Origin of the sequence: Roseomonas sp. TAS13, assembly GCF_001950415.1 — a bacterium.
In the GTDB taxonomy this organism is placed as follows: domain Bacteria; phylum Pseudomonadota; class Alphaproteobacteria; order Acetobacterales; family Acetobacteraceae; genus Roseomonas; species Roseomonas mucosa.
In genome coordinates, this window is record NZ_BDLP01000020.1 from 1 (window position 1) to 21,434 (window position 21,434).

25 protein-coding genes and 3 tRNA genes are annotated in these 21,434 nt (G+C 68.8%); 20 read left to right on the forward strand and 8 right to left on the reverse strand.

Annotated elements, in window-relative coordinates; all coding sequences use genetic code 11:
- The 7 genes from ROTAS13_RS03330 to ROTAS13_RS03360 form a co-directional block, all read right to left on the reverse strand.
- A partial coding sequence (locus tag ROTAS13_RS03330; RefSeq protein ID WP_171979024.1) for an IS66 family transposase zinc-finger binding domain-containing protein occupies positions 1-460 on the reverse strand: 460 nt, incomplete at its 3' end.
- A gap of 12 nt (positions 461-472) precedes the next feature.
- Positions 473-829, reverse strand: coding sequence for an IS66 family insertion sequence element accessory protein TnpB (gene tnpB / locus ROTAS13_RS03335; RefSeq protein WP_075821545.1), 357 nt, complete (start codon positions 827-829; stop codon positions 473-475).
- Positions 826-1,233: an IS66-like element accessory protein TnpA gene (gene tnpA / locus ROTAS13_RS03340; RefSeq protein ID WP_075821546.1), complete on the reverse strand. Its 408-nt coding sequence runs from the start codon at positions 1,231-1,233 to the stop codon at positions 826-828. The genes tnpB and tnpA overlap by 4 nt, the downstream gene beginning before the upstream one ends.
- Before the next feature lie 178 nt (positions 1,234-1,411).
- Positions 1,412-3,256, reverse strand: a complete 1,845-nt coding sequence (locus tag ROTAS13_RS03345) for an ABC transporter ATP-binding protein/permease (RefSeq protein WP_058389794.1) — start codon at positions 3,254-3,256, stop codon at positions 1,412-1,414.
- Positions 3,253-3,930, reverse strand: a complete 678-nt coding sequence (locus ROTAS13_RS03350; RefSeq protein WP_139323257.1) for a hypothetical protein — start codon at positions 3,928-3,930, stop codon at positions 3,253-3,255. Before ROTAS13_RS03350 ends, ROTAS13_RS03345 begins: the two co-directional genes overlap by 4 nt.
- A gap of 25 nt (positions 3,931-3,955) precedes the next feature.
- A complete protein-coding gene (locus tag ROTAS13_RS03355; protein ID WP_019462915.1) occupies positions 3,956-4,117 on the reverse strand; it encodes a DUF1328 domain-containing protein in 162 nt (53 codons plus the stop codon).
- Between the two features lie 200 nt (positions 4,118-4,317).
- Positions 4,318-5,055 carry a PhyR family response regulator anti-anti-sigma factor gene (locus ROTAS13_RS03360; protein WP_058389796.1) on the reverse strand — a complete coding sequence of 246 codons (738 nt, stop codon included), beginning with the start codon at positions 5,053-5,055 and terminating at the stop codon, positions 4,318-4,320.
- Between the two features lie 51 nt (positions 5,056-5,106).
- Here ROTAS13_RS03360 and ROTAS13_RS03365 point away from each other — a divergent pair, with 51 nt between their 5' ends.
- The 7 genes from ROTAS13_RS03365 (at position 5,107) to ROTAS13_RS03390 (ending at position 10,127) form a co-directional block, all read left to right on the forward strand.
- Complete coding sequence (locus ROTAS13_RS03365; protein ID WP_026033531.1) at positions 5,107-5,613, forward strand: sigma-70 family RNA polymerase sigma factor; 507 nt, start codon at positions 5,107-5,109, stop codon at positions 5,611-5,613.
- 135 nt (positions 5,614-5,748) lie between these two features.
- Positions 5,749-6,390, forward strand: coding sequence for a sigma-70 family RNA polymerase sigma factor (locus tag ROTAS13_RS03370; protein ID WP_019462912.1), 642 nt, complete (start codon positions 5,749-5,751; stop codon positions 6,388-6,390).
- Between the two features lie 32 nt (positions 6,391-6,422).
- The gene (locus tag ROTAS13_RS26965) at positions 6,423-6,596 is read left to right on the forward strand and encodes a NepR family anti-sigma factor (protein WP_019462911.1); all 174 of its coding nucleotides are present in this window, start codon (positions 6,423-6,425) and stop codon (positions 6,594-6,596) included.
- A gap of 95 nt (positions 6,597-6,691) precedes the next feature.
- Positions 6,692-8,347, forward strand: a complete 1,656-nt coding sequence (locus ROTAS13_RS03375) for a sensor histidine kinase (protein ID WP_171979025.1) — start codon at positions 6,692-6,694, stop codon at positions 8,345-8,347.
- A 159-nt stretch (positions 8,348-8,506) separates the two neighbouring features.
- A complete protein-coding gene (locus ROTAS13_RS03380; RefSeq protein WP_075821548.1) occupies positions 8,507-8,800 on the forward strand; it encodes a hypothetical protein in 294 nt (97 codons plus the stop codon).
- Between the two features lies 1 nt (position 8,801).
- Entirely contained in the window at positions 8,802-9,212 is a 411-nt protein-coding gene (locus ROTAS13_RS03385) for a hypothetical protein (protein WP_099781523.1), read from the forward strand.
- Between the two features lie 207 nt (positions 9,213-9,419).
- On the forward strand, positions 9,420-10,127 hold the full coding sequence (locus tag ROTAS13_RS03390; protein ID WP_075821550.1) for an RraA family protein: 708 nt from the start codon (positions 9,420-9,422) through the stop codon (positions 10,125-10,127).
- A 113-nt stretch (positions 10,128-10,240) separates the two neighbouring features.
- Here ROTAS13_RS03390 and ROTAS13_RS03395 read toward each other — a convergent pair whose 3' ends face one another.
- Positions 10,241-11,749, reverse strand: a complete 1,509-nt coding sequence (locus ROTAS13_RS03395) for a serine hydrolase (RefSeq protein WP_075821551.1) — start codon at positions 11,747-11,749, stop codon at positions 10,241-10,243.
- A 109-nt stretch (positions 11,750-11,858) separates the two neighbouring features.
- On the opposite strand from ROTAS13_RS03395, the gene ROTAS13_RS25660 reads away from it, so the two are divergent.
- The 13 genes from ROTAS13_RS25660 to ROTAS13_RS03460 all read left to right on the forward strand — a co-directional run bounded on the left by ROTAS13_RS25660 (position 11,859) and on the right by ROTAS13_RS03460 (position 21,371).
- Positions 11,859-12,491: a GNAT family N-acetyltransferase gene (locus ROTAS13_RS25660; RefSeq protein ID WP_075821552.1), complete on the forward strand. Its 633-nt coding sequence runs from the start codon at positions 11,859-11,861 to the stop codon at positions 12,489-12,491.
- Between the two features lie 117 nt (positions 12,492-12,608).
- Complete coding sequence (gene ffh / locus ROTAS13_RS03405; RefSeq protein ID WP_075821553.1) at positions 12,609-13,994, forward strand: signal recognition particle protein; 1,386 nt, start codon at positions 12,609-12,611, stop codon at positions 13,992-13,994.
- Positions 13,995-14,024: 30 nt separating this feature from the next.
- Complete coding sequence (gene rpsP, locus ROTAS13_RS03410; protein ID WP_019462903.1) at positions 14,025-14,363, forward strand: 30S ribosomal protein S16; 339 nt, start codon at positions 14,025-14,027, stop codon at positions 14,361-14,363.
- Between the two features lie 32 nt (positions 14,364-14,395).
- Positions 14,396-14,932, forward strand: coding sequence for a ribosome maturation factor RimM (gene rimM / locus ROTAS13_RS03415; RefSeq protein ID WP_019462902.1), 537 nt, complete (start codon positions 14,396-14,398; stop codon positions 14,930-14,932).
- Positions 14,929-15,657, forward strand: a complete 729-nt coding sequence (gene trmD, locus ROTAS13_RS03420) for a tRNA (guanosine(37)-N1)-methyltransferase TrmD (RefSeq protein WP_019462901.1) — start codon at positions 14,929-14,931, stop codon at positions 15,655-15,657. Before rimM ends, trmD begins: the two co-directional genes overlap by 4 nt.
- Before the next feature lie 16 nt (positions 15,658-15,673).
- Positions 15,674-16,099 carry a 50S ribosomal protein L19 gene (rplS, locus tag ROTAS13_RS03425; RefSeq protein ID WP_019462900.1) on the forward strand — a complete coding sequence of 142 codons (426 nt, stop codon included), beginning with the start codon at positions 15,674-15,676 and terminating at the stop codon, positions 16,097-16,099.
- Between the two features lie 62 nt (positions 16,100-16,161).
- Positions 16,162-17,580, forward strand: coding sequence for a 3-isopropylmalate dehydratase large subunit (gene leuC, locus ROTAS13_RS03430; protein WP_075821554.1), 1,419 nt, complete (start codon positions 16,162-16,164; stop codon positions 17,578-17,580).
- A complete protein-coding gene (gene leuD / locus ROTAS13_RS03435; protein ID WP_019462898.1) occupies positions 17,580-18,206 on the forward strand; it encodes a 3-isopropylmalate dehydratase small subunit in 627 nt (208 codons plus the stop codon). Before leuC ends, leuD begins: the two co-directional genes overlap by 1 nt.
- Positions 18,206-19,318 (forward strand): 3-isopropylmalate dehydrogenase, encoded by a 1,113-nt coding sequence (leuB, locus tag ROTAS13_RS03440; protein WP_019462897.1) that lies wholly within the window; start codon positions 18,206-18,208, stop codon positions 19,316-19,318. The genes leuD and leuB overlap by 1 nt, the downstream gene beginning before the upstream one ends.
- 86 nt (positions 19,319-19,404) lie before the next feature.
- A tRNA-Arg gene (locus tag ROTAS13_RS03445) sits at positions 19,405-19,481 on the forward strand.
- Between the two features lie 155 nt (positions 19,482-19,636).
- A tRNA-Arg gene (locus tag ROTAS13_RS03450) sits at positions 19,637-19,713 on the forward strand.
- A gap of 121 nt (positions 19,714-19,834) precedes the next feature.
- On the forward strand, positions 19,835-21,205 hold the full coding sequence (locus ROTAS13_RS03455; RefSeq protein ID WP_083755383.1) for an FAD-dependent oxidoreductase: 1,371 nt from the start codon (positions 19,835-19,837) through the stop codon (positions 21,203-21,205).
- 90 nt (positions 21,206-21,295) lie between these two features.
- Positions 21,296-21,371 (forward strand) — tRNA-Glu (locus tag ROTAS13_RS03460).
- Positions 21,372-21,434 lie beyond the last annotated feature (63 nt).

The window sequence follows — 21,434 nt, forward strand, 5'->3', positions numbered from 1 at the left end:
GGAACTTCGCGGGGATCACGTCCAGTCGCTCCGACGCATCGGCGCCGATCTCGACCAGCGGGCCCGCACAGCAGGGGCAGGCCGTCGCCTCCGGCGCCAGCACCACCTCGACGCGCGGCAGGTGGGCGGGCAGCCGGCCGCGGCCGGCCCGGCGGCGCTTGGCCCCGTTGTCGCGGAGCGTCGGTGACGCCTTGCCTGCCTCGGCCGCGTTGCCGGCCAGCGTCGCCTCGATCTCCTCGAACGCGAACAGCAGCTGGTCCTCGGGGAGCCGCTCCGACTTCGTCCCGAACTGCCGGCGCTTGAGCTTCAGCAGCAGGTGCTGCAGCCGCTCGTTCTGGCTCGCCAGCGCGTCCCGCTCGGCCACCAGCGTGTCGACCTGCGCCCGCGCCTCGAGCAGCAGCGCCCGCAGCGCCGCGGGGTCATCCGGCAGGCTCGGCGTGTCGTCGTCCGCGGCGCGCATCACGCGCCGATTCTATGCAGGCGCGCTCGGCGTGGGAATCTCCCTCACCGCCCCGACGCGGCGCCAATCGATGCCGTCGAACAGCGCCGAGAGCTCCAGCGGCGTCAGACGAACCACGCCATCCACGATCGCTGGCCAGCGGAACGCGCCGCCCTCCAGCTGCTTCCAGACAAGGACGAGGCCGCTCCCGTCCCAGATCAGGATCTTGATGCGGTCGGCACGGCGCGAGCGGAATACCAGCACCGCGCCCGAGAAGGGATCAGCGCCCAGCACCTCCGCTGCCAGCGCAGCCAGGCTGTGCGCACCCTTGCGGAAGTCCACGGGCTTCGTGGCCAGCAGGATCCGCGCTCCAGCCGGCGGTGCGATCATGCGGCCGATGCCCGGATCGCGCGCAGCACCGTCATCAGGAGGTCCGCGTCCGTGCCAGGCACGGCACGCAGAACGGCGCCGGCCAGTTCGACTTCGATCGGGGGCGAGGAACATGCCCGCGTGGCCATCGGCTCGGGTGTCGCTAGCGGCATCGCCGGCACAATTGGCACGAAGTCCAGCGGCGCCACCGCGGTGCGCCGCATCTCCCGCCGCCATGTGAACACCTGCTGCGAACTGGCCTGCCAGCGCCGCGCCACCTCAGCCACGACCGCACCCGGCTCCAGCGTCTCCGCCACGATCCGCGCCTTGTCGTCGTCCGACCACTTCCGGCGACGGCCAGGCCCCGTCAGGACCTCGACCCGCCGGTAGCCGCCATCCTTCGCGTCATCGCTAATGTCGACCATAATGTCGGCCCGAAGCTCCTTGCTCCACGCCGACCCAGCACGTTCACCGCCCGCGCCGGAAGATGGGCCTCGTCGCCGCGCTTACCCAACACCCCCCCCCCACACACAAGCACGCAACATACCCCCGTACGCGCGGCCAGGGGGTGTCGTCTTGCGTTTAGCGTGGGCGGAAAGGACCTTAAACATCCTCTCGCACGCGACGCCGTATCATCAATTTCTGCAATCGCGGTAGACGGTCTCCGATCCGCCGCAGCTTCACTTGGGGCCGCGGGGGAATGGCCAGCTTCGCGCCTTCGGGGCCACGTTGCAGCATCAGCACCCGATGATGAAAGAACTCCAGTCCAGGCCTATGGCCGATGGAAATCAGCGATGAATCCGGCAGTTCCTCGATCAGCATGCGCATCATCGCGTTCTGGTTCTCCTCATCAAGGGCTGCGGTCGCCTCGTCCATGAAGATCCAGCGCGGCCTCTGGATGAACAGGCGTGCGAATGCCAGACGCTGTTGCTCGCCCAGACTCAGCAATTGATCCCAGCGTTCCACCTGATCGAGCCGCTCGCAAAGCTTGCTCAGCCCTACGCGCCGCAAGGCCACGCGACTGACCTCATCATTGGCCTTCTCCGCGCCCAGGGGATAGGCCAGGGCATTCCGTAACGATCCGAGTGGCAGGTAGGGACGTTGCGGCATGAAGATGGTGCTCTCGGACGGCGGCATGCGGATCTCGCCGCTTCCCCAAGGCCAGACACCAGCGAAAGCACGGAACAGCGTGCTCTTGCCTGTCCCTGATTCCCCCTTGATCAACACGCGCTCACCAGCCCGTATCTCGCCGGAGGCTTCAGCGATCACCACGGAGCCATCGGCGAAGGCCACCTGTACATCGCGGAAGGAAAGGCTTTCGGCTTCCTGGCCTGCCCGGGCGATGCTGCGCGCGATCACCGGGTTCTCGGGGCGTGACACCATCCCCTCCACCTGCTTCAACGCTTCGTTGAAGGTAAGAAGCCGCTCGACGCTGCTGCGCCATTCGGCGAGGCGCGGAAAATTGTCCACGAACCAGTTCAGCGACGATTGCACCGAACCGAAGGCGGAGCCGATCTGCATCAGCCCGCCCAGAGTGATCGCGCCGGAGAAATAGGACGGCGCCGCGACCACGGTCGGAAAGACATAGGTCAGCATTCCATAGGCGCTCGTCAGCCACATCAGGCGGCGCTGGCTCTGCATCAGAGCCTTCACCGCCGCGACCGTATGAGCGAAGATTCCATCGAGTGACCGTCTCTCGTCGCGCTCTCCGCCGATCAGTGCGATGCCTTCGCTGTTTTCGCGCGCCCGCACCAGGCTGAAGCGGAAATCCGCCTCGCGCGACGCACGATGGAAATTCAGCATCACCATTGGCCGCCCGACGAGATAGGTGAGGGCGGATCCCACCACCGCATAGATCAGCGCTGCCCAGACCATGTAGCCGGGGATCACGACATCGCGTCCGAGGAGCGTGAGATAGAGCGGCCCGGAAATCGTCCAGAGAATACCGATGAAGGCGATCAGCATCACCACGGCGTTGAAGATGCCGGTTGCAAAATCCAATGCCATCTCCGTGGCGGCACGGACATCCTCGGCGATGCGTTGGTCTGGATTGTCCGCGCCCCCCGCCTTCTCCATCTGGTAGTGCCGCGCGTCGGTCATCCAGGACGCGACCAGCTTCCGCGTCAGCCACTGCCGCCAGCGGAGCTGCGTAAGCTGCTTCACATAGAGCTGGTAGACCGCCGTCACCATCGAGGCGATGGCCAGCAGCAGGAAGAGCCACATCTGCCAGAAGAAGGCATCCCGGTCGCGATTCTCCAGCGCGTTGAAGAAATCACGGTTCCAGAGGTTGAAGCGGATCTGGATCAGGATCTGCAGCAGCGTCAGCACGAAGAGGCCCAGTACCATCCAGCGCGCGGAACGCTCCTGCCAGAAGTAGGCGCCGGACAGTTTCAGGAAGCCGCGCAACGCACCGGTCTGGATCTGCACCTCGCGGGTGCGTGGATTCACGGACGTTTCTCCGCGGAGCCGGGCAGGGGACCGAGCGCCGCTAGGTTATCGCCGACACGTTCGGCATCCACCGCCCGGCCATGCTCGCCACTGACGCCACGGCCGGAGGCGGCGATTTCCCGTCCCACCGTGAGCCGATCTCCCATGAACTCCGCGATGCTGGGCGGCAGGCGGATCACCATCCCGTCCTGCAGGATAACCCCCATGCTGTCGCCCTGCGGCGTGTAGAGAGGTGCCACGATCTGGCCGGAGACCTCGACCTCCTGCTGACCGGAACGATAGGCGCCGATACCCCAGCTTGGCCGCTCCACGAAGCGGGGCTTGGCGTTGGTGTCCTTGGCCCAGGCCAGCATGATGATCACCGGCGCCTTGCGTGCCCGGATGCCCCAGACGACGATGCTCTGCCCTGGCTCGATCTTGCGAGCCACCTCGCTGCCGACAGGGCCGGGCAGGATGATTTGCGGCCCCTCGCGGAACAGCAGCCGGTCGATCTTGCCCTCGGGATTCAAGAGGTAGCGCTCGACCACCCCCGTGAAGGAGGGAAGCTGGGTGGGATCGAACCACAGCCTTCCATCCTCCGTGCTGGACGGTGTGACACTGCCGCCTGACTGGCTGCCGCGGCTGGCCTCCTGCGCCGGCGCAGCCCCGGTGGCCAAGCCACCGAGGGCGAGCACCAGAAAGGGGGCCGGCCGCCACACGTCACACCCAGCCGCGTCCCGCGACCAGCGAGATCAGGAAGAGCACGAGGAAGATGACGAAGAGGATCTTGGCGATGCCGCTGGCGGCGGAGGCCACGCCGCCGAAGCCCAGCACGCCGGCGACCAGCGCAATGATCAGAAAGATAACCGTCCAGTAAAGCATGGCAATGTTCCTCAACCTTGCGGTCGGTGAACGTGCGCCCCCAAGGCCAGTTGCCGAGCATTCTTCGGAAGCTCCGGCCGTGTTCCGCGCGTCACGGCCAGACCCATTCCCAGGCGGCGGGCGGCGGGGGAACCCTCTCCGCCCTCATGCCTGGACGATGCCCCCGGCGGCGCTCTGCCATCCGCCAGGTGGAAAAGGGATCAGCTGAGCCGGACGCCGCCGGACACGGCCTGGTAGGTGGCGATGGCCAAGGCCACCGGCTCGAAAGGCTTGCTGATGATAAAGGCCGGCTCCAGCCGTTCCGCCGTGAGCAGACGCTCCGGATAGGCGGTGACGAAGATGACCGGGATCTTCTGCTCGCCGAGGATACGCTCCACCGCCGTGATTCCGTCCCCGCCGGGCCCCAGATTCACATCTGCGAGGATCAGGCCGGGACGCAGCGACCGGGCCAGTTCCACCGCCTCCGTCTCGTCGGAGGCCATGCCGACCACATGGTGGCCGCAGCCTTCCACGAGCTGGCGGATGTCCATGGCGATGATCGGCTCGTCCTCGATCACCAGCACATCGGTCGCGGCCGTGGCCCGGAGAACGGAATGCGCCGCCTCCAGCTCCGCTTCCGCTTCCGGCTGTTCCATGCCGACAACCAGGGCCGCATCACGAATCGGCAGATCCTCCAGAGCGGTGAGGAGCAGAAGCTGCCGCTGGCGCAGGCCCATCGTGCCGCCACCCCTCTCGCCACCCTGCTGGCCTTCGCCCTCCGCGACCCTGGCGGTCACGCCCGCATAAAGAGCCAGGTGGCCCGGCACCTGCGGCAGCCCCGCGCGCAGCGCCTCCGCCACCAGCCTGTCGCCCGCCTCCTGCCCTCCCGCGAGAGCGCGTGCATAGCGCCGTGCGTAGGGCAGGGCCCGGAGAAGCTCCCCCTGCGTGACAGCGTTCATCGTGCTACTCCCTCACCGGCGCCGCTTCCGCGCCTTCGACCGAAGACAAGAATGGACCAACTCAGCACCGATTTCCGCGCCGGTCTCGCACAGCTTCTTCCCGATCTGCGTGCCTTCGGAAGATTCCTGGCACGCGACGTCTCCGTCGCTGACGATCTGGTCCAGGAAGCCCTAGTTCGGGCACTGAGGGCGGAAGCGCAATGGCAGGCCGGAACAAGCTTGCGTGCGTGGAGTTTCAGCATCTTGCGCAATGTTTTCTACGAGACCCGCCGTCGCGGCGCGAGCGAGCGGCGGGTGCTGGAGGCCGTGCGGCCGGAGGAAGAGGAGCGTGCGGAGGGCGGCCAGCATGCCCGCCTGGAAGTCGCCGGACTGGACCATGCCCTGGCCGGCCTGCCGGCGGAACAGCGCGAGGCGCTGGTGCTGATCGGAGCCCTGGGCTTTTCCTATGAGGAGGCTGCCGGAATTGCGGGCGTGGCGGTGGGCACGCTGAAGGCCCGCGTCTCACGCGCCCGTGTCCGGCTGGCAGCCAGCTTCGCCCCGCAGGAGAAGGAGGATTGACCTCCTAACTTATTGAATCCGAGGCGAAACATAAAAAACCAGAAAATCGCCTCCCTGGCGGCAACCGATTTTCGAGCTCGTGCATTGATCCCGTGAAGGCCGGATTTTCCCGGCCACGATATGCGGAGTAGCGAGATGAGCCAGACCGCCGACATCCAGACCGCGACGTACGAAGGTGAGTTCAACTTCCACGACCTGCTCACCACCACATTGCCGCGGCTCCGGGTGCAAGCCCTGGCACTGACGCGTAACCGTGCCGATGCGGACGATCTGGTGCAGGCCGCCGTGACCTCAGCCCTGGCGGCACGCCATTCCTTCACTCCCGGCACCAACTTCGGCGCCTGGATGTTCCGCATCCTGCGCAACCGCTTCATCTCCGACATCCGCCGCAAGCGTGAGACGGCGGATCTGGATGATGTGCCGAGCAGCGCCTTTGCCCGCCCGGGCGCGCAGGAAGACAGCCTCGTAATGCGCGAGTTGCGCATCCACATGGCCCGCCTGCCGGTTGAGCAGCGTACCGCCCTGGTGATGGTGACGGTGCAGGGCATGTCCTATGAAGAGGTTGCGGCGGCGATGAACTGCGCCGTCGGCACCGCGAAGTGCCGCGTCTTCCGCGCCCGCCAGACCCTGCAGCGCTGGCTGACCGGTGAGGAGCGTGGTAGCAGCAATCGCACTGCGACGAATCGTGCGGTGGCCCAGCCGCGCCGCGGCGCCTCGGGCAAGAGCCGCGCTTTCCTGGCGGTCGATGAAGGGGATCGGGCAACCATCTTCGGTTAATGGACGGAAAACCGAAAAAAAAGGGACGTCCCATGCCGCTGGCCGGTCGGGGGCCTGATGAAGTCGGCCGGCACTCGGAGAGTGCCCCCGATGCAGCCTTCAACAAGTGGCTTCAGATGGGCTTGCACACCATGTTCGATGATGTGGCGAGCGAGCCGATTCCCGAGGATCTGCTGAAGCTGATCGAGAGGGATCGAGAAAAGTGACCGGCAGGCCCGTCCCGCCAAGGCGCGCGGGGCGGGTCGTTGGCTTCCTGGCGGGCATCAGGGGCCGCATGACAGCCTTGCTCATGGCGGCTGGCGTGCCCGTGCTCGTAATCGCCGCCACCAATGCCATGCAGGGACGCGAGGCAACCTTCGAGGAAGCCTCGCGCCGCCTTGCAACCCAGCGAGAGCTTGTGCTGGTGCAGGCCGCCGCCAAGGTCGATGGCATGACGGCCATGCTGCAATCCCTGTCGCGCATCGACCTTCCGCGTGCGGGTTCCAGCGAGGACTGCGCAAGCGAGTTGCGCCGCGTCCTGGACCTCTATCCCGGTCGGTATGCCAATCTCTGGATTTCCGACGGGCAGCACGACCGCATCTGCTCTGCCATTCCGGAAGCGAGCACCGCAATGCCGCCGCGCGACCGGATCAGTGCCGCCCTGCTCAACGGACTTCCGGCCTTCGGTGACATCATCCCGGCGGATGGTGGCCAGCATGCCAGGCTTCCCTTCGCCCTGGCGCTGTCACGCCCCTCCGGCCAACCCCGCGTGCTGGTAGGCGGTACGCTGTTGCTGAGCAGCTTCCTGCGCCCCGGCCTCTATCCCGTCCCCGGTCAGTTCTCCTGGCTGGTGGACGGGCAGGGGGAGGTGGTTCCCTTGCAGGGCGGAGAGGCGAACCTCGCGCCGCGCAACCTTTCCGTGCTGAACCCGCCGGACAGTGTCGTGCAGGCCACCGCACGCAGCGGCGCGGAGATGTCCTATGCCGTCGCACCCTTCGGTCCCGGCTTGCGGATCGTGGTGGGGCAGGCCTACGAGCCGGTCCGCGCCACCGCCTGGAGTACGCTGCTGCAAAGGCTGGCGGAGCTTTCCGCCTTCCTCCTGGCCTGCCTGGTGGCGATCGTGGTGGGTGCCGATCTCGGTCTGGTGCGCCCGTTGCATTCGCTGACGGAGCGGGTGAAGCGCTGGCGTCCCGGCATGGTCTTCGAACGGGCGCCTACCGGCATCGAGCCGCGTGAGGTGATCGAGCTCGAGCAGGCCTTCGACGACGCGACACGGGCCCTGGCGGCACGGGAAACGGATCTCGTCGATGCGCTGGACCAACGCGATGCGCTGATGGCCGAGATCCATCACCGGGTGAAGAACAACCTACAGATCGTCTCGTCGCTGCTGAACCTCCAGGCCAACCGCATCCGCGATTCGAAGGTGCAGGCGGAGTTCCGGGCGGCGCGAGACCGGGTGCGCGCCATCGCGACGCTGCACCGCTACCTCTACACGCAGCAGTCCTTCGAGGCGATCGCGCTGCGTCCTTTCCTGGAGGAGCTGGCGACTCAGCAGTTCTCCTCGCAGGGGGAGGCCGCCGGCGAAAGGCTGCGGCTGCGGATCGAGGCGGAGGGGGACCTGCGGATCTCCACCGACCAAGCGGTGACGGTGGCGCTCTTCGTGACCGAGGCGGTCAGCAACGCCGTCGCCCATGCCTTTCCGGGCGAGGCCACCGGCACCATCACCGTGCGCGTCACGCAGGAAGGCTCGGACGTGATCCTCGATGTCCAGGATGACGGCATCGGCCTTCCCGTCAGCGAGGCGGCGCCACGCGGCCTGGGCCTGGGCCTGCAACTCCTGGATGGCTTCGCCCGCCAGCTCGGCGGGCGGCTGTTGCGGGAAAGCGGTCCCGGCACCTGCTGGCGCGTCCGCTTTCCGCTGCGCGAACGCGCGGCTCCGGCCCGCAATCCGGGGGACCGGCCACGCCGGGCTGCCTGAACACCGCTTCGGACGTGGCCAGGCAGCCCCCGCTGGAGGAGACCCGTCATGGCCGTCCGACCACAGCTTCCTGCCCTCGCGCGGTGTGGCCTCGCCAAGCGGCAACCGGTCCCGCAACGTGACGTTGCGAACTCGACCGTATGACCACAGGAGACGACGATGCCAGAGCAGTCCCAGCCCGGCCCGGAGGCCAGGGCACAGGTGGAGGCCACGGCCTCCGACGCGCGTGCCCAGATCGCCGACCTGCGCCGCAAGGTGGAGGGGCTCCTCGCCGAGCGCACCGATTCGCTGAACCGCGGCGTGGACCGGGTGGAAGCCTATGCCGGGGATGTCGCCGAGTCGGTGCAGTACCGCTACGACGACTTCCAGGAACGTGTGCGCGAGCGGCCGGTGACCGCGCTGCTGATCGCGGTGGCCATCGGCTATGCCGTCGCGCGGCTGACGGGGCGCTGAGATGATGCTCCGCGCGCTCCGTCTCGTAGGCATGGCGGCCCAGGCCGAAAGCCGCCGCCTGAAGGTACAGGCCGGCAGCAAGATCAACCAGCTGCTCTACTGGCTGATCGCCGCCGTCTTCGGCTGCGCCGCCTTCGTCATGCTGCATATCCTGATCTACAACTTCGCCTTCTTCCACGCCGGGGCGGTGGGCGCGGCGGCGATCCTGCTGGCGATGGATCTGGTGGTGGCGCTGGTCCTGGCGCTGCTCGCCTCGCGCGGCGGCCATTCCAATGCGGAGATCGAGGCGCGGGCGGTGCGCGATGTCGCGCTGTCCGGCGCGGCGGAGGAAGTCTTTCTCGGCGTGGCCCGCAAGAGTGCGCCCATCGCGGTGCTGGGCGGAATCCTGCTGACCCTGCTGCGCCGCCGCTGAGGCCTGGGCCGCGAAGCCTGCCGCTTCTGCGGCGGGTTTCGCGGCGCCCGGCACCGCGTGGCTTGCCCGAGCCTCGCGGACGGCATTTGACCGTTGCGCCCTTGACCGGGAGGATGCGCCGGACCCAGCCCCGGCGTCGCCCCGCCAAGACGATCCTGGCTGGAATGAAGGCGCGGCGCCCTCCGGGTGGCTGGCAAGGAGATGGACATGGCCGAGTATCCCTTCACCGCCGCGGATCTGGACGCCCTGCGGCAATGGGACACGCCCACCATCTGCAACGCGCTGGAACTGGTGGTGCCGCACCGGCGCGGCTACGGCTTCACCATCCGCCCGCTGGTCGCCTCCGACCCGGCGCTGAGGCCGGTCTGCGGGCTGGCCCGCACCGCGACGATCCGCGCCGCCTCGCCCTCCGGCCGCACGCGGGAGGTGGACCGCGCCGCCCGGCTCGGCTGGTACGAGTATGTCGCGGATTCGGCGATGCCCACCGTGGTGGTGATCCAGGACCTCGACGACACGCCCGGGACGGGTGCCTTCTGGGGCGAGGTCCATACCAATGTGCACAAGTCCCTGGGTGCGCTGGGTGTCGTCACCAACGGCTCGATCCGCGACCTCGACACCGCCGCCTCGGACTTCCAGATGCTGGCGGGGGTGGTGAACCCCTCCCATGCCTATGTGCATATCGTGCAGTACGGGCAGGAGGTCTCGGTGCATGGCATGGCCGCCCACCACGACGCGGTGGTGCATGCCGACCGGCACGGCGCCGTGGTCGTGCCGCATGACGCGGTGACCAAGCTGCCTGCCGCGATTGAACTCTGCATGCGCCGCGAGGCGGTGGTGCTGGACCTGTGCCGCTCGCGCGACTTCTCCGTGGCGGCCCTGAAGGAAGCCCTCTCCAAGGCCGACGAGATCCACTGACCGTCCGCTCCCCAGGCCGGGAGGGGTGCTGCGCTTCGACGTCGCAGCCTGTGGCCGGCCCCGGGTGGAGCCTTGCCCACAAGGACAAGGCAGCCCAGTGCCTTCCACCCACGTCAGGCGCGCCGGAATTCCAGCACGCGTGACCGGTGCGAGGCGAGGCGCAGGCGCCCCTCGCCCACGGGGTAGAAGCAGATCCGCATCGTCGAGCCGTTATGCGTGCGGGAAGCCAGGGCGCGGCCGCCCGGCAGCGGCGTCAGCGTGACGCGCGGACCGGGAATGCCGGGCAGCTCGGCGCTGCCATCGGCCCGGATGCTCAGCCGTGCGCCGTAGGCCTCGTCCCGCCATTCGCCGGCCAGGGATGGGTCCAGCGCCAGGCCCGGCGGCACCGGCAGGAGGTGCTGCGCCATGCGGCCGACATGTCCGCGCAGGGTGCCATCCGCTTCGGCGCGCAGGCTCGCTTCCAGATAGGCGGGCAGGGTCCGCACCCTCCCGGCGCCATCCGCGAAAAGACGGTCCGTGGTGCCCATGAAGGTGATGGTGTCGTCCGCGGCCTCGGCCCAGAAGGGGCCGCTCTCCGCGGCATAGAGGCCGGCGGGCAGGCGGGCGGCGACGGGCAGGGCGCGCCCGGTCCAGGCCGAGACGATGCGGAGGGCGTTCCAGAGCGGGTCCGCATCCTCACGGTTGCAGAGCACCACCACGCCCAGGCCGAGCGAGGGAGAAAGGAGGATGTGGTCCTTGTAGCCGGGCAGGGAGCCGCCATGGCCGAAGAGCGGCACGTCGCTGGCCAGGTCGGGGGCGTTCAGGCCCAGGCGGTAGAAGCCACCCAGCGGCTCCCGCGCCGAAGTCAGGCGCACGAGCATTCCTTCCAGCGGCCCGTGTCCGGTCATCAGCGCCGCGCCCCAGAGGGCCAGGGTGGCGGCGCTGCCCGCCAGCCCGCCAGAGGGCGAATATTGCAGCCCGTAGCGGCCGCGGCGCCATTCGCTGCCGTCGTGCCAGTATCCCGTGGCGAGGTCGGCGACCGGCTCGGACTCGTCCTCGGGAAAACGAATCGCCTCCAGCCCAAGCGGGCGCAACAGCCGCTCGCGCAGCAGTTCCGCGTAGGAGCGCCCGCGCTGCTCCGGAAAGATGTGCTGCACCAGCCGGTAGCCCGTGTTGGTGTAGGTCATTTCCGCGCCAGGGACGCCATTGATGCCGGGCAGGCGGCGGATGGCGTCGAAGGCTTCCGCCCGCGTGATCGAGGCGGAGGAGGGCAGGCCCGCCAGGGACAGCGTCTCCATCAGGTCCGGAAGGCCGCCGGTCATGTCCAGCGCCTGGCCCAGCGTGACGCCGCCCACGGCCTCCGGCAGTTCCGCCACGAGCGATCCCAGCGGCGCGGCAAGGTCCAGCCCTTCCAGCAGCACGGTGGCGGTGCAGAACTGCTTGCTGATGGAAGCCCAGCGGTTTGGCGTGTCGGGCGTGAAGGGCGTGCGGGTTTCCAGCGAGGCGAAACCGCCGCCGAAGCCTTCCAGCACCCCGTCCGGCCCGAACAGCACGATGGCACCGCCGGGCCCCCCGGCCTCGGTCCAGCCTTGGGCGATGGCGCGGGCTTCCCCGGCGGCTCGGCGTGGGTCCAGGGCGATCATGCGGCGACTCTCCTTGACGCGTCGGCACGCATGGCGGGCCGGCATGGGCGCCGCGTCAAGCGGGGGCGGGGCGTCACCGGGGGGGAACGGGCTTGGCAGCGGCTGGGCCTTGCGCCATCCACGCCCGGCCATGCCCGATGCCGACGCCCTTTCCCCGGACCGCGCCCTGCTCCGCTTGCCGGAGGAGGCACTGCTGCCCTCCTATGCGGCGGCGCTCGCCGAAGGCCTCGTACCGGACGGCGGAGGCCTGCCGCCGGAGAAGGGGCTGATGGCCCATCTCCGCTCGCTGAACGACCCGGAGACCCCGGTGCGCCTGCCGGATGGCGGCTTCACGCGGAAAGTGCCGGGCACGCATTTCTGGCTGGCCGCCGGCGACATGTTCATCGGCACGGTGAACTGCCGCTACGCACTCACTCCCTATCTGCGCCGCCGCGGCGGCCATGTCGGCTATGCTGTCCGGCCCGGCCTGCGGGGGCGGGGTTTCGCCACGCGCGGCCTTGCCCTGGCCCTGGCGCATATGCGGGAGCGTGGTTTCGAGCGGGTGCTGCTGACCTGCCGCTCCGACAACACCCCCTCCCGCCGCGCCATCGAGCGGGCTGGGGGCATGCTGGAGGACGAGGCGCCGGATGCGGTGAGCGGCGAGCTGGTCCGCCGCTACTGGATCGCGCTGCGCGCCGTGCCCGCCCTTCCGCCGCCGGGCGGGCAGCCGGAAGTGCTTGACCCGGGGCCGGGGGCGGCGTAGAGGCCCCCGTACCCGGGACATGTCCCGCAACCCGGTCGGCTGCCCCGTGCGGCCGGCTCCGTCGCTCCGCGAAGGCTCGCGCAGCGGCGCGAACGGCATTGGAGTTTCGACCGCCGCATGTTCGAGGCGCTGTCAGGCAGGCTGAATGGGGTGTTCGACCGGCTGCGCCGGCGTGGCGCCCTGTCCGAGGCCGACGTGGCGGAAGCGCTGCGCGAGGTCCGCGTGGCGCTGCTGGAGGCCGACGTCGCCCTGCCGGTGGCGCGCGACCTCATCAACAAGGTCCGCGAGCGTGCCGTCGGGGTGGAGGTCATCAAGTCCGTTTCCCCGGCGCAGCAGGTCGTCAAGATCGTCCACGACGTGCTCGTGGAGGCCCTGGGCGGCGGTGAGGGCGACGACGGCAAGCGCGGCATCGACATCGCCGCGCCCGCGCCCGTCGCCATCCTGATGGTCGGCCTGCAGGGTTCGGGCAAGACCACCACCTCTGGCAAGATCGCGCTGCGGCTGCGCTCGCGCGAGCGCAAGAAGGTGCTGCTGGCCTCGCTGGACGTGCACCGCCCCGCCGCGCAGCTGCAGCTGGAGACGCTGGCGAAGCAGGCCGAGGTCGGCTCGCTGCCGATCGTCGCCGGGCAGGGGCCGCTGGAGATCGCCGCCCGTGCCCTCGATACGGCACGGCGCGAGCTCTACGACGTCGTCATCCTCGACACCGCCGGCCGCCTGGCCATCGACGAGGCCCTGATGGCCGAGGTCGCCCAGGTCAAGGCCATGGCGAAGCCGCACCAGACGCTGCTGGTGGTGGACGCCATGACCGGCCAGGACGCGGTGAACACCGCCCGCGCCTTCCAGGAGAAGGTGGGCGTCAACGGCATCGCCATGACCCGCGTGGACGGCGACGCCCGTGGCGGCGCGGCGCTGTCCATGCGCAGCGTCACCGGCGCGCCGATCCGCCTGCTGGGCGCTGGCGAGAAGCTGGACGCGCTGGAGGATTTCCATCCCGACCGCATCGCCAGCCGCATCCTCGGCATGGGCGACATCGTCTCGCTGGTGGAGCGTGCGGCGGAAACGATCGACCGCGAGCAGGCCGAGAAGCTGGCCGCGAAGATGCAGAAGGGTCAGTTCGACCTGGAAGACTACGCGAACCAGCTCAGGCAGATCGGCAAGATGGGCTCGCTCTCCGGCATCCTCGGGATGCTGCCCGGCATCGGCAAGATGAAGGCGCAGCTGGAGAACGCCAATCTCGACCAGTCGATCCTGAAGCGCCAGGCGGCGATCATCTCCTCCATGACCATGAAGGAGCGCCGCAAGCCGGAGATCATCAAGGCGTCGCGCAAGAAGCGCATCGCCGCCGGCTCTGGCGTGACGGTCCAGGAAGTGAACCGGCTGCTCAAGCAGTTCGACGACATGTCCGCGATGATGAAGCGGATGAACAAGCTCGGCCAGAAGGGACTGATGCGCGGGGGGCTTTCCGCCCTGCTGCCCGGTGCCGGTGGCCGACGGCCCTTCTAACCCTTTCCAAAGCTGTACTGAGAGGACCTCATGGGACTTAAGATCCGCCTCGCCCGCGCGGGCGCCAAGAAGCGCCCCTACTACCACATCGTGGTGGCCGACAGCCGCTCGCCGCGCGACGGCCGCTTCATCGAGAAGCTGGGCTCCTACAACCCGATGCTGCCGGCCGACCATGCCGAGCGCATCCGCCTGCACGACGAGCGCATCGCCCATTGGCTGAGCCAGGGCGCGCTGGCCACCGACCGCGTGGCGAAGTTCCTCGGCAAGGCCGGCCTGGCCCCGATGCCCGAGTTCCGCGAGCAGCCGAAGCAGTCTGCGCCGAAGAAGAAGGCGCAGGAGCGCGCCGCCGCGGCCGCCGCGAACGGCTGATCCTGGCGAACGGCACTCCCTGAGGCACACCGATGGACGCGAAGCGTATCCTGGTGGGCGAGTTCGGCCGGCCCCATGGCGTGAGGGGGCTGCTGCGACTGCGCTCCTTCACCGAGGCGCCGGAGGCGATCGCCGCCTATGGCACGCTGACCGACGAGAGCGGCCAGCGCAGCTTCGCCTTCGAGGTGCTTCCGGGCGGCCTGGCGCGCGTGCGCGGGGTGAACGACCGGGATGCCGCCGCGCGGCTGACCGGAGTGAAGCTCTACGTGCTGCGGGAGGCCCTGCCGCCGACCGATGAGGACGAGTTCTACCTGTCCGACCTGATCGGCCTCTCGGCCGTGGGCGAGGACGGGACGGTGCTCGGCCGCGTCATGTCGGTGGAGGACTTCGGTGGCGGTGCCTTCCTGACCCTGCGCGACGCAAAGGGCCGGGACCGGGAGATCCCCTTCACCCGTGCCTGCGTGCCGGTGGTGGATCTCGCCGCGGGACGCTGCACGGTGGTGCCGCCGGAGGAGATCGTGGTGCAGCCCGAGAATGCTTCGGAGAAGGACGAGGGGGAGGCCGCATGAGCTGGCGCGCCACCATCCTGACCCTCTTCCCCGAGATGTTCCCGGGCACGCTGGGCCATTCCCTGGCCGGCCGCGCGCTGGAACGGGGCGACTGGAGCCTGGAGGCGCGGCAGATCCGCGAGTTCGGCACCGGGCGCCACCGCAACGTAGACGACACGCCCTTCGGCGGCGGCGCCGGCATGGTGATGCGGCCGGACGTGATCGACGCGGCCTGCGGTTCCGTCATGGCGGAGGGCGGCGAGCGGCCGCTGCTCTACATGACGCCGCGCGGGCAGCTGCTCGACCAGGCCCTGGTCCGCGAACTGGCCGCCGGGCCGGGGGTGGTCGTGCTCTGCGGCCGCTACGAGGGGCTGGACCAGCGTGTCATCGAGGCGCGCGCGATGACCGAGGTTTCGGTCGGCGACTATGTCCTGTCCGGCGGCGAGCCGGCAGCCATGGTCCTGCTCGATGCCTGCGTCCGGCTGCTGCCGGGTGTCATGGGGGCCAGCGAGAGCGGGGAGGAGGAATCCTTCTCGCACGGCCTGCTGGAATACCCGCACTACACCCGCCCGGCCGAATGGAACGGCCGCCGCGTGCCTGACGTGCTGCTTTCCGGCCACCACGCCGAGGTCGCATCCTGGCGCGCGGCGCAGTCCGAGGCCGCCACACGCCTGCGCCGCCCGGACCTCTGGGCCCGCCACACAGCATTCGTGGAAGCGCCCGACGCTTCCCAGATCAACGGTTAAGACGAGGACAACACAGATGAACCTGCTTCAGCAGTTCGACGCGGACCAGAAGGCCCGCCTGACCGCGAGCCGCACCACCCCGGCCTTCCAGGCCGGCGACACGGTGCGCGTGATGGTGAAGGTGGTCGAGGGCGAGCGCACCCGCACTCAGGCCTATGAGGGCGTCGTGATCGCGCGCTCCAACAAAGGCCTGCACAGCAACTTCACCGTCCGCAAGCTGTCCTATGGCGAGGGCGTGGAGCGCGTCTTCCCGCTGTACTCCCCGAACGTGGCGGAGATCACCGTGGTTCGCCGCGGCAAGGTGCGCCGCGCCAAGCTGTACTACCTGCGTGGCCGGACCGGTAAGTCCGCCCGCATCGCCGAGCGCACCATGACCCGCGAGACCGCCGCGCCGGCGGCGGCGCCCGCGCCGGCCGCACCGGCGGAGGCCACTCAGGGCTGAGCCCTCGCAAGGCCCGCTCCGGCAACGGTGCGGGCCTTTTTTGACTGCAGGAGGATCGCACGATGTCGGCAACCAAGCCGCGCACGCTGTTCGACAAGATCTGGGACGCGCACGTCGTCGAGACGCTGCCCGACGGTACGGCGCTCCTCTACATCGACCGGCACCTTACCCATGAGGTGACGTCGCCGCAGGCCTATGAGGGCCTCCGCCAGGCTGGCCGCAAGGTGCGCCGCCCGGATGCGACGATCGCCGTGGTGGACCACAACGTTCCCACCGACGCGACCCGCTTCACCGGCGTGAACGAGGCCGAGAGCGCGTTGCAGATCGCGACGCTGGAAAAGAACGTCAAGGAATTCGGCGTCCCCTACATTCCGCTCTCCGACAAGCGGCAGGGGATCGTCCATATCATCGGCCCGGAGCTGGGCCTGTCCCTGCCGGGCATGACCATCGTCTGCGGCGACAGCCACACCTCCACCCACGGCGCGATGGGCGCACTGGCCTTCGGCATCGGCACCTCGGAGGTCGAGCACGTGCTCGCCACGCAGACGCTGCTGCAGAAGCCGGCGAAGAACATGCGCATCACCGTGGACGGCACGCTGGGCTTCGGCGTGACCGCCAAGGACGTGATGCTGGCCATCATCGGCAAGATCGGCACCGCCGGCGGCACCGGCCATGTCATCGAGTTCGCGGGCGAGGTGATCCGCAACCTCGACATGGCGGGCCGCATGACGATCTGCAACATGTCGATCGAGGCGGGTGCCCGCGCCGGCATGGTGGCCCCGGACGAGACCACCTTCGCCTATGTGGCCGAACGCCCGATGGGGCCGAAGGGCGAGGCGCTGGAGCGCGCGATCCAGTACTGGCGCACGCTCCCCTCCGATCCGGAGGCGCATTTCGATGCCGAGGTCGTGCTGGACGGCAATGCCATCGCGCCGCAGGTCACCTGGGGCACCTCGCCGGAAACGGTGGTGCCGGTGACCGGCCGCGTGCCCGACCCGGCCGGGCAGGCGGACGAGGCCAAGCGCGCGCAGATGCAGCGCATGCTGGACTACATGGGCCTCGCCGCGAACATGCCGATGCAGGAGGTGAAGATCGACGCGGTCTTCCTTGGCTCCTGCACCAATGGACGCATCGAGGACATCCGCGCCGCGGCCGAGGTGCTGAAGGGCCGCAGGATCGCCCCTGGCGTGCGCGCCATGGCGGTGCCGGGCTCCGGCCTGGTGAAGGAGCAGGCGGAGCGGGAGGGTCTGGACAAGATCCTGATCGAGGCCGGCTTCGAATGGCGCGAGGCGGGCTGCTCCATGTGCCTGGGCATGAACCCGGACAAGCTGAAGCCCGGCGAGCGCTGCGCCTCCACCTCGAACCGCAACTTCGAGGGGCGGCAGGGTCCTGGCGGGCGCACCCATCTGCTGAGCCCGGCCATGGCGGCCGCCGCGGCCATCACGGGCCGCCTGACCGACGTGCGGGAGATCATGCGCTGATGCAGCCTTTCACGACGCTCACCGGCATCGCCGCGCCGCTGCCGCTGGCCAATGTCGATACCGACATGATCATCCCGGCGCGCTTTCTGAAGACCATCGCGCGCACGGGACTCGGCAAGAGTGCCTTCGCCAACATGCGCTACGCGCCCGATGGCAGCGAGAAGCCGGATTTCGTGCTCAACCAGGAGCCCTATCGCAAGGCCGAGATTCTTATCGCCTTCGAGAATTTCGGCTGCGGCTCCTCGCGCGAGCACGCGCCCTGGGCGCTGCTGGATTTCGGCATCCGCTGCGTCATCGCGCCGGACTTCGCCGACATCTTCCACAACAACTGCTTCAAGAACGGCATCCTGCCGGTGCGCCTGCCGCATGCCGTCTGCGAGAAGCTGATGGAGGACGCGAAGCTGGGCGGCAATGCCCGGCTGACCGTCGATCTCGCACGCCAGGTGGTGATCCGGCCGGATGGGGAGGAAATCTCCTTCAACGTGGACCCGCTTCGTAAACATCTGTTGTTGAATGGCCTGGACGATATCGGCCAGACCATGGAGCATGCCTCCGCGATCGACGCCTTCGAGACGCGGAAGCGCGCTGCACAACCCTGGATGTTTGGGACGGGAACTACTCTTTGATGACGGCCAACAAGAAGATCCTGGTTCTGCCGGGCGACGGCATCGGCCCCGAGGTGATGCGTGAGGTCCGCCGTGTCATCGACTGGATGAACCGCCGCCGCACCGCCTCCTTCACCGTGGAGGAAGGGCTGGTCGGCGGCGCCGCCATCGAGGCGGAAGGGACGCCCTGTTCCGACGAGACGGTGGCCCGGGCCAGGGAGGCGGATGCCGTGCTCTTCGGCTCCGTCGGCGGGCCGAAGTGGGACAGCCTGCCCTTCGAGCAGCGTCCGGAGCTCGGCATCCTGCGGCTGCGCAAGGAGCTGGGCCTCTTCGCCAACCTGCGCCCCGCCACGGTGCTGGCGCCGCTGGCCAGCGCCTCCTCGCTGAAGGCCGAGATCGTCAGCGGCCTCGACATCATCATCGTGCGCGAGAGCACGGGCGGTATCTATTTCGGCGAGCCGCGCGGCATCGAGGTGATGCCGGACGGCAAGCGCCGCGGCGTGGACACCGAGGTCTATACCGAGGACGAGATCGCCCGCGTGGCGCGCGTGGCCTTTGAGCTGGCGCGCAGCCGCGGCCGCAAGGTCACGAGCGTCGAGAAGGCGAATGTCATGCAGACCGGCCGCCTGTGGCGCGGCGTGGTCGGGGAGGTGGCGAAGGCCGAATTCCCCGATATCGAGCTGCAGAACATGTATGCCGACAACTGCGCCATGCAGCTCGCCTCGAATCCGAAGCAGTTCGACGTGATCCTGGCCGGCAACCTGTTCGGCGACGTACTGTCGGACCTGGCGGCGGCGCTGACCGGCTCGCTCGGCATGCTGCCTTCCGCCACGCTGGGCGCGCCGGATGCCTCCGGACGGCGCCACGCGCTCTACGAGCCGATCCATGGCTCCGCGCCGGACATCGCCGGCAGGGGCATCGCGAATCCCTGTGCGCAGATGCTGTCCTTCGCGATGCTGCTGCGCTGGAGCTTCGGCATGGAGGAGGATGCGGCGCTGATCGAGCAGAGCATCAACAACGTGCTGACCGGCGGCCTGCGCACCGCCGACATCATGTCGCCCGGCACGGCCCGCGTGGGCACCTCCGTGATGGGCGACGCCATCCTGCGTGAGCTGGACAAGCTGGCGGGCTGACACGGCCCGGCAGGGACGCGTGCTGAAAATGGGGGAGGGGCCCTTGCGCTTCCCCCGGCACCGCAGTATCAGGCCGCCACTGGCCGGCGCCCGTAGCTCAGCTGGATAGAGCACCAGACTACGAATCTGGGGGTCAGAGGTTCGAATCCTTTCGGGCGCGCCAGAAACTTCCTCGTTAAATCAGTTGGTTCCGAACCCCGATGCGTTTTCGCAGCGGGGCTTTTCGCATCCGCGGGCGCATGACAGATCCGTGTCGAAAAACCCCCACACGGCCATTGCGCCGCTCGGGAGCCTCGGCTATCACCCCGCCACTGGCCGGCGCCCGTAGCTCAGCTGGATAGAGCACCAGACTACGAATCTGGGGGTCAGAGGTTCGAATCCTTTCGGGCGCGCCAGTTTCCTTGCTTCCTCCGAACGTGAACATGTCGAAGACGGCCGGTGATTGCTGGCTCTTCGTGCAACCGCCGCCCATGGCCGCTCCTTCCTGCATCGAGTGCAGGGGAGGGCAGGCCGCCCATGGCCATGCAGACCGCAGAGACTGTGATCATCGGTGCCGGGCAGGCAGGCGTGCCACTGGCGCGCGCGTTGGCTGAGGCGGGCCGGGATATCCTGCTGGTCGAGCGTGATGCCCTCGGCGGCTCCTGCGTCAATTTCGGCTGCACGCCCAGCAAGGCGGTGATCGCCTCCGCCCGCCTGGCGGCCCAGGCCCGCCGCGCGGCCGAATGGGGCGTCACGATTCCCACCGTGGAGGTGGATTTCGCCGCAGTGATGGACCGTGCCCGCTCCCTGGTGGCGGAGCAGCGTGGCGAGCTGGAAGAGAGCTTCCGCCAGCCCGGGGCAGCGCGGCTGCTGCGCGGGGAGGCCAGGATCGAAGGACAGGACGGCAACCGCTTCCGCATCCGCGCGGGGGAGTCCGTGGTGCTGGCCGACAGGCTGGTGCTCGACACCGGTTCCCGCGCGGCGCAGCCGGACCTGCCCGGGCTGGAGCAGGTGCCGCTGATCGACAGCCGCAACTGGATCGACCTTCGCGAGCGTCCGGGACATCTGCTCTTCCTGGGCGGCGGCACCATCGCGCTGGAGCTGGCCCAGGCCTTTCGCCGCCTGGGATCGGCCGTGACCATCGTCGAGGCGGGTCCGCAGCTCACCGAACGGGAGGACCCGGATGTGGCGGAGGTGCTGCAACGGACCCTGGAGGCGGAGGGGATCGCCATCCATCTGGGCGCGAAGCCCGAGCGAGTGGAGGCAGGCGGCGAGGGGGTGCGTCTGCATCTGGGAGGCCGGGTGCTGGAGGGCACGCATCTCTTCCTCGCCACCGGGCGCCAGGCGAACACGGACACGCTGGGGCTGGAGAGCATTGGTCTGCATCCCGGGGAGAAGGGCGTGCTGGAGGTGGACGAGCGTTTGCGGACCGGCGTGGATGGGGTCTTCGCGGTCGGCGACATCCGGGGCGGACCGCAGTTCACCCACACCGCCTACGACGATTTCCGCGTTCTGCGATCGCTGTTCCTGGAGGACGGCGCCCGCACCACGCGGCGCATCGTGCCCTATGCCATCTTCACTGAGCCGGAACTGGGGCGCGTGGGCCTGTCGGAGCAGGAGGCACGCAAGGCCGGCTATCCCTATCGCATCGGGCGGAAGCCGATGGCGGAAAGCGGCAAGGCCCGTGACATCGGCCGCACCGAGGGCTTCATCAAGGTTCTCTCGGACCCCGGGACCGGGAAGATCCTCGGCGCCGCCGCCCTCTGCGATTCGGGGGCGGAGGTGGTGCAGCTCTTCGTGGAGCTGATGAATGCGGGGGCGGATCTGCGCACCATGCTGGACGGCGTGCATATCCACCCCACCCTGGGCGAGGCCGCGAAGAACGCCGCCGCTGCCCTGGACGATTAGGGTGGAAAAACCGTTCTTCTGCCCATGGACGAAGGCGGCGTGTCAGGCTAGTTAGCCGCCAACGCCTCTCCGGCCGCTTTCCATGGCCAGGTCCCGTTCGTCTAGAGGCCTAGGACACCGCCCTTTCACGGCGGCGACACGGGTTCGAATCCCGTACGGGACGCCATAACCCTGGATTTTCCACGGTTTCAGGGCAGGGATTTCATCCACAACACTCCCCACACGGGAA

What these genes read in the sequence shown, in the direction of transcription:
- ROTAS13_RS26965 (WP_019462911.1), top strand. Translation starts at nt 6,423, where the DNA reads ATGCCGCTGGCCGGTCGGGGGCCTGATGAAGTCGGCCGGCACTCGGAG.
- rimM (WP_019462902.1), top strand. Translation starts at nt 14,396, where the DNA reads ATGGACGCGAAGCGTATCCTGGTGGGCGAGTTCGGCCGGCCCCATGGC.
- ffh (WP_075821553.1), top strand. Translation starts at nt 12,609, where the DNA reads ATGTTCGAGGCGCTGTCAGGCAGGCTGAATGGGGTGTTCGACCGGCTG.
- leuD (WP_019462898.1), top strand. Translation starts at nt 17,580, where the DNA reads ATGCAGCCTTTCACGACGCTCACCGGCATCGCCGCGCCGCTGCCGCTG.
- ROTAS13_RS03455 (WP_083755383.1), top strand. Translation starts at nt 19,835, where the DNA reads ATGGCCATGCAGACCGCAGAGACTGTGATCATCGGTGCCGGGCAGGCA.
- ROTAS13_RS03395 (WP_075821551.1), bottom strand. Translation starts at nt 11,749, where the DNA reads ATGATCGCCCTGGACCCACGCCGAGCCGCCGGGGAAGCCCGCGCCATC.
- tnpB (WP_075821545.1), bottom strand. Translation starts at nt 829, where the DNA reads ATGATCGCACCGCCGGCTGGAGCGCGGATCCTGCTGGCCACGAAGCCC.
- ROTAS13_RS03365 (WP_026033531.1), top strand. Translation starts at nt 5,107, where the DNA reads ATGGACCAACTCAGCACCGATTTCCGCGCCGGTCTCGCACAGCTTCTT.
- rplS (WP_019462900.1), top strand. Translation starts at nt 15,674, where the DNA reads ATGAACCTGCTTCAGCAGTTCGACGCGGACCAGAAGGCCCGCCTGACC.
- ROTAS13_RS03360 (WP_058389796.1), bottom strand. Translation starts at nt 5,055, where the DNA reads ATGAACGCTGTCACGCAGGGGGAGCTTCTCCGGGCCCTGCCCTACGCA.
- ROTAS13_RS03355 (WP_019462915.1), bottom strand. Translation starts at nt 4,117, where the DNA reads ATGCTTTACTGGACGGTTATCTTTCTGATCATTGCGCTGGTCGCCGGC.
- rpsP (WP_019462903.1), top strand. Translation starts at nt 14,025, where the DNA reads ATGGGACTTAAGATCCGCCTCGCCCGCGCGGGCGCCAAGAAGCGCCCC.
- trmD (WP_019462901.1), top strand. Translation starts at nt 14,929, where the DNA reads ATGAGCTGGCGCGCCACCATCCTGACCCTCTTCCCCGAGATGTTCCCG.
- ROTAS13_RS03385 (WP_099781523.1), top strand. Translation starts at nt 8,802, where the DNA reads ATGATGCTCCGCGCGCTCCGTCTCGTAGGCATGGCGGCCCAGGCCGAA.
- ROTAS13_RS03390 (WP_075821550.1), top strand. Translation starts at nt 9,420, where the DNA reads ATGGCCGAGTATCCCTTCACCGCCGCGGATCTGGACGCCCTGCGGCAA.
- ROTAS13_RS03370 (WP_019462912.1), top strand. Translation starts at nt 5,749, where the DNA reads ATGAGCCAGACCGCCGACATCCAGACCGCGACGTACGAAGGTGAGTTC.
- ROTAS13_RS03380 (WP_075821548.1), top strand. Translation starts at nt 8,507, where the DNA reads ATGCCAGAGCAGTCCCAGCCCGGCCCGGAGGCCAGGGCACAGGTGGAG.
- tnpA (WP_075821546.1), bottom strand. Translation starts at nt 1,233, where the DNA reads ATGGTCGACATTAGCGATGACGCGAAGGATGGCGGCTACCGGCGGGTC.
- leuC (WP_075821554.1), top strand. Translation starts at nt 16,162, where the DNA reads ATGTCGGCAACCAAGCCGCGCACGCTGTTCGACAAGATCTGGGACGCG.
- leuB (WP_019462897.1), top strand. Translation starts at nt 18,206, where the DNA reads ATGACGGCCAACAAGAAGATCCTGGTTCTGCCGGGCGACGGCATCGGC.